At 33.0% G+C, this 13,997-nt stretch carries 14 protein-coding genes; 7 read left to right on the plus strand and 7 right to left on the minus strand.

Going from position 1 to position 13,997, the window contains the following annotated elements:
* Positions 1–29 precede the first annotated feature (29 nt).
* Both NNH57_RS09595 and NNH57_RS09600 read right to left on the minus strand, forming a co-directional pair.
* Positions 30–485, minus strand: coding sequence for a lysozyme inhibitor LprI family protein (locus NNH57_RS09595; protein ID WP_159099203.1), 456 nt, complete (start codon positions 483–485; stop codon positions 30–32).
* Positions 482–1,219: a prolipoprotein diacylglyceryl transferase family protein gene (locus tag NNH57_RS09600; protein ID WP_074408878.1), complete on the minus strand. Its 738-nt coding sequence runs from the start codon at positions 1,217–1,219 to the stop codon at positions 482–484. Before NNH57_RS09600 ends, NNH57_RS09595 begins: the two co-directional genes overlap by 4 nt.
* A gap of 313 nt (positions 1,220–1,532) precedes the next feature.
* Between NNH57_RS09600 and NNH57_RS09605 the strand changes: the two genes are divergently transcribed.
* Positions 1,533–2,666, plus strand: a complete 1,134-nt coding sequence (locus tag NNH57_RS09605) for a hypothetical protein (RefSeq protein WP_074408879.1) — start codon at positions 1,533–1,535, stop codon at positions 2,664–2,666.
* Between the two features lie 134 nt (positions 2,667–2,800).
* Here NNH57_RS09605 and NNH57_RS09610 read toward each other — a convergent pair whose 3' ends face one another.
* Positions 2,801–4,642 carry a SulP family inorganic anion transporter gene (locus NNH57_RS09610; RefSeq protein ID WP_108807759.1) on the minus strand — a complete coding sequence of 614 codons (1,842 nt, stop codon included), beginning with the start codon at positions 4,640–4,642 and terminating at the stop codon, positions 2,801–2,803.
* A gap of 160 nt (positions 4,643–4,802) precedes the next feature.
* Between NNH57_RS09610 and NNH57_RS09615 the strand changes: the two genes are divergently transcribed.
* Complete coding sequence (locus NNH57_RS09615) at positions 4,803–6,548, plus strand: M14 family metallopeptidase (protein ID WP_108807758.1); 1,746 nt, start codon at positions 4,803–4,805, stop codon at positions 6,546–6,548.
* Positions 6,549–6,576: 28 nt separating this feature from the next.
* Here the strand turns inward: NNH57_RS09615 and NNH57_RS09620 are convergent, their stop codons facing one another.
* The 3 genes from NNH57_RS09620 to NNH57_RS09630 form a co-directional block, all read right to left on the minus strand.
* Entirely contained in the window at positions 6,577–7,809 is a 1,233-nt protein-coding gene (locus tag NNH57_RS09620) for a glycosyl hydrolase family 18 protein (RefSeq protein ID WP_108807757.1), read from the minus strand.
* A gap of 104 nt (positions 7,810–7,913) precedes the next feature.
* Positions 7,914–8,375 carry a peptidoglycan-binding protein LysM gene (lysM, locus tag NNH57_RS09625; protein ID WP_034244109.1) on the minus strand — a complete coding sequence of 154 codons (462 nt, stop codon included), beginning with the start codon at positions 8,373–8,375 and terminating at the stop codon, positions 7,914–7,916.
* A 67-nt stretch (positions 8,376–8,442) separates the two neighbouring features.
* The gene (locus tag NNH57_RS09630) at positions 8,443–9,051 is read right to left on the minus strand and encodes an NUDIX hydrolase (RefSeq protein ID WP_074408883.1); all 609 of its coding nucleotides are present in this window, start codon (positions 9,049–9,051) and stop codon (positions 8,443–8,445) included.
* An 8-nt stretch (positions 9,052–9,059) separates the two neighbouring features.
* On the opposite strand from NNH57_RS09630, the gene pyrE reads away from it, so the two are divergent.
* Together pyrE and NNH57_RS09640 are read left to right on the plus strand one after the other, a co-directional pair.
* A complete protein-coding gene (pyrE, locus tag NNH57_RS09635; RefSeq protein WP_108807756.1) occupies positions 9,060–9,701 on the plus strand; it encodes an orotate phosphoribosyltransferase in 642 nt (213 codons plus the stop codon).
* Positions 9,702–9,716: 15 nt separating this feature from the next.
* Complete coding sequence (locus NNH57_RS09640; RefSeq protein WP_074408884.1) at positions 9,717–10,109, plus strand: orotate phosphoribosyltransferase; 393 nt, start codon at positions 9,717–9,719, stop codon at positions 10,107–10,109.
* On the opposite strand, the gene NNH57_RS09645 is transcribed toward NNH57_RS09640, so the two are convergent.
* The gene (locus NNH57_RS09645; protein ID WP_108807755.1) at positions 10,110–10,841 is read right to left on the minus strand and encodes a biotin--[acetyl-CoA-carboxylase] ligase; all 732 of its coding nucleotides are present in this window, start codon (positions 10,839–10,841) and stop codon (positions 10,110–10,112) included.
* Positions 10,842–10,930: 89 nt separating this feature from the next.
* On the opposite strand from NNH57_RS09645, the gene rsfS reads away from it, so the two are divergent.
* From rsfS to NNH57_RS09660, 3 genes are all read left to right on the plus strand, one after another.
* Positions 10,931–11,302 (plus strand): ribosome silencing factor, encoded by a 372-nt coding sequence (gene rsfS / locus NNH57_RS09650; protein ID WP_024770761.1) that lies wholly within the window; start codon positions 10,931–10,933, stop codon positions 11,300–11,302.
* Positions 11,303–11,315: 13 nt separating this feature from the next.
* Positions 11,316–13,268, plus strand: a complete 1,953-nt coding sequence (ftsH, locus tag NNH57_RS09655) for an ATP-dependent zinc metalloprotease FtsH (protein WP_074408886.1) — start codon at positions 11,316–11,318, stop codon at positions 13,266–13,268.
* A gap of 116 nt (positions 13,269–13,384) precedes the next feature.
* On the plus strand, positions 13,385–13,996 hold the full coding sequence (locus NNH57_RS09660) for an LUD domain-containing protein (RefSeq protein ID WP_025666716.1): 612 nt from the start codon (positions 13,385–13,387) through the stop codon (positions 13,994–13,996).
* The last annotated feature ends 1 nt before the right edge of the window (position 13,997 follow it).

Below are 13,997 nucleotides of genomic sequence, written 5' to 3' on the forward strand. Positions count from 1 at the left end.
CCAAAACAAATGGATATTGAAGAATTATTTTAATTATCTGTATCATAATCAATCATTTTGCTCGATAATTCCACAATTTCTTTAATACGCTGCATTGTTGTTTCTACCATACACCCCAGATATATAATCCCAAGCATGTGACCTCTGTACCCTTCTGAAACAATTTCACTTTTCATTCTTCTATGATGCACCCAAGCATTTTGATAGGTTTTGATGGTGGTTTTGATCGTGTCATTAGCAATAGTATGCAACATCTTTTTGAGTTTCACATTCATAATAGAATCAGTCTGTTGAAACTTTAGATTTAAACAAATTCTGTCTCCAAGAGTGGTTCCCATAGTACTATTACAATCTGTTCTTTTAGCATATTTCATATATGATAGTTCTTTTAATCGCAAAGCATCGGATATATCCTGAGCAGATAGATTCATAACATCTAGGCAGATTAAAAACCATATAATTATGATTATTCTGATTTTGCTCATTTGAAAACTATTTGTCGTAAAGTTTTTTGATAATAAATCATGCATAAGATACATAAATACTGAATACTACTAAGGCCGAGTACAAAAAAAGTATTAGGTTTCAGAAATTCAATACAAAACCTAAATAGAAAATAAGAAATCATGAAATATTTAAACAGTAATCCACTTTCTGTTTTGGATTTTGTTTGAAAGCGTTTCAGAATTCTCCATAAGATCAAAAGAAAAATAACTTCAAATAATGCTATTGGGTATCTATAAAGGCCATCCCCTAAATCCATTCCTAGAAATGAAGTGGTTTGCTTGCCATAGGTAAATTCTTTAACTCCAGCCAAAAAACAGCCTATTCTCCCTATGATAATTCCTAATATAATAGGAAACGTAAATAAATCACCCGAAGAATGTTTCTCGCCGATTATCTTTTTAGCCAACTCTACTCCTAATAAACCTCCAAAAAGCCCTCCCATTATAGTTTTTATACTTAATAACCGAACCACGTATTCTGGGTCGAAAGAAAAAGCCGGATGTTCTAAAAAACCAAAAAAACGAGATCCAAAAAATGCTCCAAATACCGCCCCAATGATTATAGATAACCTGTTTGATGATGAAATAGGATCCTGAGTACGTTTTTTAAGGTGTACATAATATCGAAATCCAATAAAGAAAGCTGTATATTCTAAAATCAAATGAATATTCACTTTATAGCCAAAGACAATAGGTTCAAAAGGGATATCCATGCAGTATTTAATTCGATTTTATAACCGAAATATAAGTTTATTTATAGGACTTGAATAATTAAAATCTATTCTAAGCGATAAATTCTTCGTATGTAATAAAAATATTTAGGAGAAATCTCCCCTAAAACACATACTTCTAACGATTAATTTTGCACTTCATCAAAATCCATAAAGACTACTTGTAAGAATAAACCTATTTATTTAATTCCCAGTAATATACAACAAAAATTCTATTAATTTATTTAGTTTTTTTAGTACCAGAAATACACTTTTTTGTTAGTTTTGCCGCACTAATTAATTAAAAACACTTTATATGAAAACAAATTACACATTGGGGTATTGGTTCATTGCTTTATTTTTAATTTTCTCTTCTTGTAGCAAAGATGAAAATGAAGTTATTGTTGAATCTGAAAAAACTACTATTGAGCCAGATTTTATTAAAAATGATGGTTCTGAAGGAATAGAAGATGAATTACAATTAGAAGAAGAAGAACCTATCCTTACAACAGACACTAATTCAAAAAGCTACAGACATTGTAACTACACATTACTTACACCATCAGATGTTGATGTTGAAGCTTGTGGTGAAACTACTACTATGCCACTATTAGTTGGATCTAGAAAACTAGAAGTTGGTAGCGTAACCGTATCTAATGATGGTGAAAATCTATACTTAAATTTTGAGGCCAATGACCGTAACCTTATGAAGAAGGTATACCTTTATATTGGGGCAAAAGAAAATATACCTTTTTACTCTAATGGGTTTCCTAATCTTCGTAAATTTAATTACAAAGCTTTCCCTTATTACTACGGAGGGATGAAAAAAGCTACTTATGTTATTCCATTATCATCAATAGATCTTGATTGTTTTGAAATCGTAGCGTATTCTAAAGTATATAACAAAGATAGTCATTGTTATTATACATCTTTTGCTTATGACAAGACTTTAGATCAACAATATAGTTACTATGGATGGTGGAGTTGCGTTTACTATGGTGATTGGGTAAGATCATTTAGTTATTGCAAACAAGAATGTAAGCCAGAATGTGTTCAAGCATATGGGTACCATGAAGAGTGTGGAAAATGTGAAAACGACATTTTTAACACTTTCTTTGCCTATACCTTCCTTGATAGTAGAGGTGAAGCAGGAGTTGATATAGAACTAATTATTAATCCTAATGGATGCGACATTACTAATAGTGAAGAAGTAGGTCATATAAACATTTCTTCAATAAGTGAAACTAAATTAAAAATAGAATATCAACTAAGTGCTGGGTACGAAATGTGTGGATTAAGTTTTAACTATGGTACTACTAAGTTTAACACTCCAAACAATTATTCTCAACAATTCGATACTACTACTACTTCATATAGTTTTGAAATTGATAAGCTTACAGGAGCAAACATCTGGTTAGATAGCAAAGCAGAAATTACTCCAAGTAATTAAAAAACATAGACCGTTGTGTCTACAAAGACATTAACTTGTATATGAATAAAAAAACAGGGGTATGATTTTTAAATCATACCCCTGTTTTCATTTATTAATTTATCTTTTTTCTCTGTTAGAAAGAAACCAACGTTTTACTCCATTGCTTCTGCCATTACATGATATCTTGGATCATCGATATCGTGCTCTATAACACTGGCTAATCTAGGAGAAGCCTTTATCATAAGAGCCTGGCACTCTTCACTAAGGTGTTTAATTTTCACTTTCTTTCCTGCATCTTCATATTTTCCTACAAGATTAAAAATAGCTTCTAATGCTGAGTGATCACTAACACGAGATTCTATAAAATCAATCTCTACATTTTCGGGATCATTTGCTACATCAAATTTATTATTAAAGGCCTGAATACTTCCAAAGAAAAGCGGTCCCCATATTTCATAAACTTTAGTACCATCTTCGAGGATATGTTTTCTTGCACGAATACGTCTTGCATTTTCCCAGGCAAATACCAAGGCAGACATAATAACACCTGCGATTACTGCTATTGCCAAATCAAAGAACACCGTTAATGAAGACACTGCAATCAATACAATAGCATCTGCCAAAGGAATTTTATTAAGGATTCTAAAACTAGACCAAGCAAAGGTTCCTATGACTACCATAAACATTACCCCAACCAATGCCGCAATAGGAACTTGCTCAATTAACCCTGAAGCGAATAAAATAAATAGCAATAACGTTACTGCAGCAACAATACCAGAAAGTCGGGTTCGTCCACCACCTTTAATATTAATAATTGATTGGCCGATCATTGCACAACCTCCCATTCCGCCAAAAAGTCCCGTAATGATATTGGCGCCTCCCTGAGCCATACATTCTCTGTTCGAATTACCCCTGGTTTCGGTTAGTTCATCAATTAGATTTAAAGTCATTAATGACTCTATCAATCCAATTGCAGCAAGAATTACCGAATACGGCGCTATAAAGCGAAATGTCTCCCAGGTAAATGGGATTTTCTTAAAAATATCGATCTGAAACTGTGGCAAGCCTCCTTTAAGGCCTTCTCCTCCTCCATCTCTAATAAAACTACCCACGGTAGCCACATCCAACTTTCCTATAATCACTATAGCAGAAACTACAATAATAGCCAATAATGCTTCTGGAAGTTTATTTGTTAATTTGGGTAATCCCCACATGATTAATATCGTAAGTAATACCAATCCTAGCATTAACAATAATTGATTTGTAGGTAGCCAGGATTTTGCTTTTCCTTTTTTTACAATACTATAGATTACATTATCTTTAATATTAAAGACTACTTCTTTGGTGTTTAGGTCAAAAACCTGCCCTTCATACATTATATATTTTCCTTCCTTAGAATCGATATCAGACAACCTGTTGTTTTCAAAACTAAACAAAGCTTTATTTGTCGTTATATCATATACAATGTTATCTGCTCTAATTTCAAATTTTTCCTCAAGAGATTCTGTAACGTATTTATTATTATTAAATACATCTTTCTCAGCTTCTTTAAACATTCCTAATTGCGAAAGGAAAATTACAATTGCCAAACCATTTACAAACCCCATCATTACAGGATGCGGAATCAAACGAACAAATTTACCCAGCTTAAAAGCTCCGGCAAACATTTGTATAATCCCCATAAGGATAACAGTTGCGAAAAGATAATATAGCCCTAATTCTTCCCCGGGGGCTCCCATTTCATTTCCTTCTGCGACAAGACTAACCATAACAACGGCTAATGCTCCTGTGGCACCAGAGATCATACCTGGGCGACCTCCAAAAACAGAAGTGATCAATCCAATCATAAACGCAGCATATAATCCAACTAATGGATCCACCCCCGCCACAAAGGCAAAGGCAACCGCTTCGGGAACCAAAGCTAACGCTACCGTTAACCCGGATAAAATATCATTTTTAGCATTCGCTACTCTTTTTCTTACAAACTCAGTCATAGTTGTGATATTTTGAGGCTGCAAAAATACAGTTATTTTATAGCCCTACAAGTAAAACAAGCTTCATAATCATATATCTCATAAAATTATATTAAATCCTTACATAGAATTTTAAACCTTGAAATCTTTAGTATATTTAGCCTTCTTATATACAATACAGATGCGAAAAATTACTCTCATTGTTAGCTTTCTAAGCATTATTTCTTGTAATACCTCTGAAAAGCAAAATTCACAAGATTTTGATTTCACTACTATTTTCGAAAAAAGTAATGGAACCGAAACTCCAACATACTCAGAAGTTATTGCATATTATAAAAATTTGGCAGAAACTTATTCTTCAATTCATATACAGGAAATCGGAATGACCGATAGTGGTAATCCCTTACATATCGTGACATTAAATCCTGATGCAATTTTTGATTTTGAAAAAATAAGACAAACAAAACGCGTGCTTTTAATTAATAATGGGATTCACCCTGGGGAGAGTGACGGTATTGATGCGACAATGTTGTTGTTTAGAGATATTGCTCAGGGTAAAATCAGTACTCCTTCAACTACAGTTTTGGCTACCATTCCCATATATAATATTGGTGGGGCTTTAAATCGAAATTCGGGAACGAGAACCAACCAGAATGGTCCTAAAACATATGGTTTTAGAGGCAATGCACGTAATTATGATTTGAATCGGGATTTTATAAAAAATGATACCAAAAATGCGCAAGCTTTTGCCAAAGTATTTCATTTAACAAAACCTGATGTTTTTATCGATAATCATGTAAGTAACGGCGCAGATTACCAATATACGCTTACTCATTTGTTTACTCAACACAATAAATTAGGTGGTGAATTAGGAAATTATTTGCATAAAGAAATGCATCCACAACTAGAGGCATCACTCGAAGCGAAAAAATGGGATATTACGCCCTATGTGAATGTATGGGGAACTACTCCCGAAAAAGGCTGGACTCAGTTTATGGACTCTCCTCGATATTCTACGGGATATACAACCCTTTGGAATACTTTGGGGATGATGGTAGAAACACATATGTTAAAACCCTACAAACCAAGAGTCGAAGGCACTTATGAACTTATGAAATCTATGATTGAAATCACAGAAAAAGATGGTACCAAAATTCGTTCGTTACGAGAAAAAACCTTTGCCAAACAAGCTAAACAAGAAACATATCCAACACACTGGAAAGTAGATACCGCGAAGGTCACTACTTTTGATTTTAAAGGATATGAAGGAGAATATATGGATAGCGAGATCACAGGGGCAAAACGATTAAAATATCACCAGGACAAACCCTATACAAAAGAAGTAACCTATAAAAACTACTTTACTCCAACCACCGAGATAAGTATCCCACAAGCTTATGTTATTCCTCAGGGCAGATGGAGGGTAATCGAGTTATTAACACTCAATCAAGTAGAGTTTAAACCGCTAGAAAAAGATTCTACAATTACTACCGAAGTATATCATATTAAAGATTATGAGACCATAACATCGCCTTATGAAGGGCATTATCTACATTACCGGGTTTCGATTAGAAAAAATATTGAGAAAGTCACTTTAAAAAAAGGAGACCTCATTGTTAAAACAGATCAAAAAGCTTTTAGATATCTTATGGAAACTTTAGAGCCAGAAGCTCCGGATTCTTTCTTTAACTGGAACTTTTTTGATACTATTCTACAACAAAAAGAAGGGTTTTCTCCTTATGTATGGGAGGATAAAGCAGCAGAATTATTAAGAAACAATAATGAATTGCGGGTACAATTTCAGAATAAGAAAAAAGATACAGCTTTTGCTAATAACTGGTATGCGCAACTAGATTGGATACATAAGCAATCTAATAATTATGAAAAAGCGCACATGAGATATCCTATATATCGAATTTTGAAATAAACTAAGACAAAGCAAATAAGGGCTCTACTTATTGTTTTTGCCCAAACTTGTTAGCCATGAGTTCCCATAATTCGGTATAACCATGATCATAGCCTAAAGCCCATATTCCTACTCCAGCTAGTTTTTTATGTTTAATCCAATCATATTTATAGGATAACGAAAGACTATCATCAAACCAAAGTTGTTTTGTTACTCCTTTTTCTTCATATATACCATACTGCGTAGAACTTATGGTATCAAAACTAATCTTATATTTTTTTGTATCAAGCAATTCTCGAGTTGTGCTATACATATCGTGAGAAAGAAATTTTTCGGCTTTGCTTGGTATAGGAGTATCTTCGGTTTTCCATTTATCTCCATAATAGGGCAACCCTACTATTAGTTTACCTGGCTTAATACCTTCATTCATATAGTAATCAACAGAAGACTCAACACTATGCATCCCCCATCGTTTACTACTTTTTAATGGAGAAACTGGCCCTGCATGTTCACTAAATCCTCCATAATAATCATACCCCATTAGTGTATAAAAATCGATAGAAGAATCAATTGTTTTTATATCGAATATTTTATGATAATCAACTGCATATAATGCCACCGAAACCATATAATCAGGATTTACTTTGTGCAACTTATCTGATAATGTAACAATAAACTGATTAAACTCTTTTTTGTTTTTTGATGAAACTCCTTCAAAATCTATGTTTATACCATTTGCTTTTCTATGATCCAACAATACACTTAAACTATCTGCAAGAGTTTTCTGAGCTTTTAGATTCTTTAAAAATTGAGCATTTCTTTTTTCACCAAAATTAGACACGGTGAGAAATACCTTACAATTATTCACTTTTGCACTATCCACCAAAGCGGTTGTTTTCCATTGATGAATATTATCATAGCTTCCTGTCTCGGCATTAACCATATACGAAAAATAGGAAACACCCCATAACAGTGAAAAATTATAACTCTTATAAGCAGATCCTTTAGAAAATATATGCCAGCCAAAAGTTTTATAATCTTTATGAATATTATACCCAGACGCAGGCTTAAAATGATGAGTCATATTATTTAGACTGTCCCATTGTTGTTCTGTTGTAAAATTATAGTCAGAAAATTGTGTATAATGCGAATGATTGGGACCTATATATATGTTTGTAGAATCCGGATCACTAGATATGATTTTTTCTTTACTCTCTTTAGTATTACAGGCAACACCTAAAAAAAGAAGTAGAAAAAAAAGTGTGTATACATTAATTTTCATTTTGTTATCAAGTATCAAATTTTAAAACTAATTACTTCTTATTGTATAAAAAAGGGAGATAACATACCTCCCTTTTTTATACAATATTATATCTAGTTATTATATTAACTCATTACAGGAATTCGTAATGTTTGCCCTGGATAAATTTTATCAGGATGTTCGAGCATTGGTCTGTTTGCTTCAAAAATAACATTGTATTTCATAGGGTCTCCATAAACTTCCTTAGATATTTTTGAAAGTGTATCTCCACTCTTAACCACATGAAATTTAGCCTCAGGCTCTGGATTAGTTACTGTAATATTATCCTCTACACAACCAACACAATCAATATTACCCATTGCCAGAATAATCTTTTCTCTATCTGCATTAGTTTCTGTTTGCCCTGATACGGTTATCATTTCAGAAACAGATACATCAAGACCAGAAACAGGTATACCTAACCGATCAATTTCAGCTTTTAATAAATCGGTCTTGCTTTTTGGCGTTACCACTTCTTCTTTAGCTGCCTCATCTTTAATACCGAATAGCTTTTTTCCTGCTCCTTTAATAAATGAAAATAAACCCATAATGTTTTGTTTTAGTTAGTAATTGATTATATAGTAAAAATATTTTTAATAAAATTAAAAAACAACATTATGACAAATAATCATGCGAAAATAATAGCTTAATATTCGAATAAGAATCCTGCAAAGCTTTTTTAGCTTTTTTAGTATTTTTCCACCTTACCTTAGTAATCCCTTCATTTTTTTGTGGCACTAATTCTCCTTCATAGTTGGTTTTCATCTCAAACCAGTACGTAACTTTTAGCCTAAACTCTCCATTTCTTTTAAAAATATGATAGCTTCGGTACAAGAATTTGGTAATCTCTAATCCCGAAACCCCTGTTTCTTCCTCTACTTCTCTCATCGCAGCGGTTTCCATATCTTCCTTTTTTTCAACCTTACCCTTTGGCAGATCCCATTTCCCATTACGGCGAATAAACAAGATTTCTTTATCCTCATTATACACCTTTCCTCCTCCCGCAACAACTACTGGTAACTTCGAATATAAATGCTCTATTAGCTTATCTTCTTTTTTATGGTAGAGATGATATTTTGCTTCTTCATGTATTGCTTCCTTATCAAGAATATCTCTTATAATTACCGGAAAGCTAGCTTCTTTTATCGGGATCATTTCATAATCCTCAATCGACTTTTTTGTAGATAGAATAATAGGGGTATTATTCACAAAAACTTTATACATTTGCAACTATGATTTTTGATAAAGATACAGCAAAAAAAACTGCTGAACTACTACTGCAAATTAATGCAATTAAATTAAACCCACAAGAACCATTTACTTGGGCATCTGGATGGAAATCTCCTATCTATTGTGATAATCGAATTACACTTTCTTATCCAGAAATTCGAAATTTCCTAAGTAAGCATCTTGCTGAGTTTATAGAAAAAGAATATGGTAAACCCGATGTAATTGCGGGAGTTGCTACTGGTGCTATTGGTATAGGAATTCTCGTTGCAGAACAATTAGATCTTCCTTTTATTTATGTACGCCCCGAAGCAAAGAAGCACGGTAGAAAAAACCAAATCGAAGGTATCGTCCCAACCCATAAAAATGTTGTGGTTGTCGAAGATTTAATTAGCACAGGGAAAAGTAGTCTTAATGCTGTAAAAGCACTAAAAGAAGCTGATGCTAATGTAAAAGGAATGGTAGCTATATTTAACTATGGCTTTGATATTGCAGTACAGAATTTTAAAGAAGCGGCATTGTCTTTGCACACGTTAAGTAATTATGAGAATCTTTTGGAACAGGCAGTTGATACTGAATATATTACAAAAGAACAACAACAAACATTACAAAGCTGGAAAACAAATCCTGCCGAGTGGAACATATAACAATTTAATAACATTATGAACTTAGAAAGCCCTACTGTTACTGTAAATAAAACAGCAGAAGATGTATTCGAATTTTTGACTAAGGTTGAAAACTTTGAACAACTTATGCCAGAAAGCAAGCAAAAATTTGAAAAAATAAGTGATTCCAGATTTCTTTTCCAATTAAAAGGAATGCCAGAATTAGTATTAGATCAAAAAGAAAGTACGAGCCCAAGTCAGGTTGTTCTTGGAGCTGCGAGTGACAAGCTTCCTTTTACATTAACTGCTGACATTGTTGATTCTGGAGATGGAAAAAGCACAGCAAAACTTACTTTTGATGGTCAGTTTAATGCTATGATGTCGATGATGATTAAAAATCCCATCCAGAATTTTATCAATACCCTAATAGAAAATATCGGTAAACTGTAATTAGTACAATAGTTTAATCTCTTTGAGATCAAAATCCGAGATAATTTCGTCTTCTATTAAAACTTGAAGCTTACCTTCGTTGGTAATAGTTTTGATAATCCCAACAAAAGATTCGCCCTCTACATCTAAAAACGTAGAGGGTTTGTTTTTTCTAAAAAGTACTGTCTCATATTCTTTTTTAAGATGTACAAAATTAGAAACACACAATGCAGAAAATCGTTTTTCTAACTGGACTAATAAAGATTGTAAAACTTCTTCGATATCTAAATTCTGGCCTAAAACTTGTTTTAAAGATCCTGCTTGAGGTAAGTTATCGAAGTCTATTTGATTAATATTAATCCCAATCCCAATAATAGCTCCAATCATACTGCCATTCTTTACCACATTTTCTATCAAAATACCACACAATTTCTGTTTATCTGACAGAATGTCGTTAGGCCATTTTATAGATAATTTAGGTACTACAAGACGATTTAAAGTGTCATAAACAGCTAATGATGTAGCTATAGAAACATAAAACTGGTCTGTTAACGGTAACCCCTCAATAGGCATAAACACACTACATGTGAGGTTTTCGCCTGGGTTACTTTGCCAAACAGTACCCATTTGTCCCTTACCCGACAGTTGCTTTCTTGCTATTACGCAAACTGGAGCTATAAAATGCTTTTCACGATTCAAGTCTCTTAGAAAAGTATTTGTCGAGTCAATGGCATCAACTTTGATTATATGCATGTATAAGGTGTAAAAGTTTTACAAATGTCCGACTAATACAGACATTAAAATCATAAAAAGTAATAACTTTACACAAATTAAAAAAATGCATGACTAAAAAAGAAATCGGTAACGATCAATTAATTACTCAAATATTAAAAGGTATTGAAGAAGTAAAAGGTAAAGATATTAATATTTTAGATCTCAGAGATATCGAAAATACAGTATGTAACTACTTTGTAATCTGCAACGGAACTTCTAATACGCAAGTAAATGCAATTGTAAGCTCTATCCAAAAAACGGTAAGTAAAGAACTCAAAGACAAACCTTGGCATATAGAAGGTAGTGAAAATGCAGAATGGGTATTAATTGATTATGTTAATGTTGTTGTGCACGTTTTTCAAAAACACATCAGAGAATTCTATGACATAGAAGGACTTTGGGGAGATGCAAAAACTACAGTTATCGAAACAAATTATTAAAAGAAAACCGTAAATGGCGAAAGAAAATAAAAAAACAGAACCGAATAAAAAACCAAAGTTTAGTGCATATTGGATTTATGCAATTATTATCATTGGTTTTTTAGTATTGAATTTTATGGGTGGAAGTGGACTAGGATCTGCTCCCACTACTTCTCCTTCTGAATTCCAGGAGTTTTTAAGTAACGGAGAAGTAGAAAAAGTAGTGATTGTAAATCGCCGAAATGCTAAGGTCTTTCTTACCGGTGAAGCTAAATCATTAGATAAGCATCAAAAAAACAAGAACAAATCTCTATTACCGGCAAGTCCAAATGATCCTGATTATCAATTTGAATTTGGTGACTTACAGAATTTTGAAAACAAAATTGCCACAATAAAAAAAGAGAACGGATTATCAACCCAGGTAAATTATGATACCGAAAGTAATGTATGGGGAGAAATTTTTATCACTCTTTTACCATTTGCACTTATAATCGGAGTATGGATATTCATCATGCGAAGAATGAGTGGTGGTTCTGGTGGTGGTGCCGGAGGACAAATATTTAATATCGGAAAATCTAAGGCTAAGCTTTTTGATCAAAATACCGAAGTTAAAGTTTCTTTTGAAAATGTAGCTGGATTAGAAGGTGCCAAAGAAGAAGTACAAGAAATTGTAGATTTTCTAAAAAATCCAGAAAAATACACCTCTTTAGGAGGTAAAATTCCTAAAGGAGCTTTACTAGTAGGACCTCCGGGAACCGGTAAAACGTTATTAGCAAAAGCAGTAGCTGGTGAAGCAAAAGTGCCATTCTTTTCTCTATCTGGATCAGATTTTGTAGAAATGTTTGTGGGTGTTGGAGCTTCTCGTGTTCGGGATTTGTTTAAACAAGCAAAAGAGAAATCCCCTGCTATTATTTTTATTGATGAAATTGATGCTGTGGGTAGAGCCAGGGGTAAAAGTAATTTTTCGGGATCTAATGATGAAAGAGAAAATACGTTAAACCAGCTACTTACAGAAATGGATGGTTTTGGTACAAATACCAATGTAATTGTTATAGCAGCTACCAACCGTGCAGATGTACTTGATAAAGCATTATTACGTGCCGGTCGTTTTGATCGCCAGATATATGTAGATCTTCCGGATATTCGTGAGCGTAAAGAAATATTTGATGTTCATTTAAAGCCATTAAAGAAAGTTGAAAATGAACTTGACACCGAATTTATGGCAAAACAAACTCCAGGATTCTCTGGTGCTGATATTGCAAATGTATGTAACGAAGCTGCTTTGATTGCTGCAAGAAAAGGTAATAAAGCAGTTGGAAAACAAGATTTTCTTGACGCTGTAGATAGAATTGTTGGAGGATTAGAGAAAAAGAATAAAATTATTACCCCTGATGAAAAACGAGCTATCGCTTTTCACGAAGCAGGTCACGCAACTGTAAGCTGGATGTTAGAACATGCTGCTCCACTAGTAAAAGTTACTATTGTACCCAGAGGACAATCTCTAGGTGCTGCTTGGTATTTACCAGAGGAGAGGCTAATTGTACGACCAAATCAAATGCTTGATGAAATGTGTGCCGCATTAGGAGGTCGTGCTGCAGAAAAAGTTATATTTAATGAAATCTCTACAGGTGCTCTAAGTGACTTAGAAAAAGTAACTAAGCAAGCAAGAGCTATGGTTACAGTATATGGATTAAATGAGAAAGTAGGAAATCTTACCTACTATGATTCTTCGGGACAAAGTGAATATAATTTCACAAAACCATATAGCGAACAAACAAGTGAGCTTATTGATAAAGAAATTTCAAATATAATTGAAGAGCAGTATCAACGTGCAATTAAATTATTAGAAAAGAATAAAGACAAACTAACAGAATTAGCAGAGGTCTTATTAGAAAAAGAAGTGATTTTTAAAGATAACTTAGAGAAAATTTTTGGCGAAAGACCATTCGGTAAAAAAGAAGAAGAAATCATTAAAGAACCCTCTTAAACATATTATTTTTACTTGTAAATTGAAAAATCTTAACCTAACGGAATATTAGGTTAAGATTTTTTTTATCTTTGGAGGTAATGTAAAACCGTAATTTCCCAATCCCAATCCAAAAAATGAGTCTATTTAGAAGAATATTTTCCTCAAAATCTAAATCAGACCAAAAGAGTAAAGAACGTCACTTAGATGATCGCAGTAAATATATGCCAGAAATCGATCTACCGATTGATGAAAGCTTTATGATAAATTTTAAAAGAAACGGTGGTAAGTTTCTTTATTGTGATGATGAAAATGAAGTCTCTGATTCTTTTGATAAGATTCTTTTGGAAAATGATTGGTACGAGAAAGACGTATGCTGTTTTGATATTGCTTTAGAACATAAATTCTCTGGTTTCAATCTAAATTATGTCAAAAGCTTTTCTGCCTCTTTCTTTTTTGCTACTTGTGAATATTTAATTGCAGATAACGGATCTATATTAGTATCTTCAAACCAACTTAGAGAGAAAAAACTTACCGAGCTTCCTGATAATTTTGTAATCTTAGCAGCTACCAGTCAACTAGTTAAGAGCATTGGTGAGGGATTAAAAGGTATAAAAAATAAAAATAAAAATTCTATTCCTTCTAACATTACTACAATCAAAGATTTTGAACCGCAAAAAGAAAAGGATTTCTTAAGCTATGGAAATAGTTCAAAAAATTTATATTTGCTGCTGCTGGAAGATTTATAAT

It is taken from the genome of Aquimarina spinulae (assembly GCF_943373825.1).
GTDB classification, from domain to species: domain Bacteria; phylum Bacteroidota; class Bacteroidia; order Flavobacteriales; family Flavobacteriaceae; genus Aquimarina; species Aquimarina spinulae.

Bases quoted from the DNA above. Each gene is read 5' to 3' on its own strand.
- rsfS (WP_024770761.1), top strand. From the start codon at position 10,931: ATGACTAAAAAAGAAATCGGTAACGATCAATTAATTACTCAAATATTA.
- NNH57_RS09645 (WP_108807755.1), bottom strand. From the start codon at position 10,841: ATGCATATAATCAAAGTTGATGCCATTGACTCGACAAATACTTTTCTA.
- NNH57_RS09620 (WP_108807757.1), bottom strand. From the start codon at position 7,809: ATGAAAATTAATGTATACACACTTTTTTTTCTACTTCTTTTTTTAGGT.
- NNH57_RS09630 (WP_074408883.1), bottom strand. From the start codon at position 9,051: ATGTATAAAGTTTTTGTGAATAATACCCCTATTATTCTATCTACAAAA.
- NNH57_RS09610 (WP_108807759.1), bottom strand. From the start codon at position 4,642: ATGACTGAGTTTGTAAGAAAAAGAGTAGCGAATGCTAAAAATGATATT.
- pyrE (WP_108807756.1), top strand. From the start codon at position 9,060: ATGATTTTTGATAAAGATACAGCAAAAAAAACTGCTGAACTACTACTG.
- NNH57_RS09605 (WP_074408879.1), top strand. From the start codon at position 1,533: ATGAAAACAAATTACACATTGGGGTATTGGTTCATTGCTTTATTTTTA.
- NNH57_RS09660 (WP_025666716.1), top strand. From the start codon at position 13,385: ATGAGTCTATTTAGAAGAATATTTTCCTCAAAATCTAAATCAGACCAA.
- NNH57_RS09595 (WP_159099203.1), bottom strand. From the start codon at position 485: ATGAGCAAAATCAGAATAATCATAATTATATGGTTTTTAATCTGCCTA.
- ftsH (WP_074408886.1), top strand. From the start codon at position 11,316: ATGGCGAAAGAAAATAAAAAAACAGAACCGAATAAAAAACCAAAGTTT.
- NNH57_RS09615 (WP_108807758.1), top strand. From the start codon at position 4,803: ATGCGAAAAATTACTCTCATTGTTAGCTTTCTAAGCATTATTTCTTGT.
- NNH57_RS09640 (WP_074408884.1), top strand. From the start codon at position 9,717: ATGAACTTAGAAAGCCCTACTGTTACTGTAAATAAAACAGCAGAAGAT.
- NNH57_RS09600 (WP_074408878.1), bottom strand. From the start codon at position 1,219: ATGGATATCCCTTTTGAACCTATTGTCTTTGGCTATAAAGTGAATATT.
- lysM (WP_034244109.1), bottom strand. From the start codon at position 8,375: ATGGGTTTATTTTCATTTATTAAAGGAGCAGGAAAAAAGCTATTCGGT.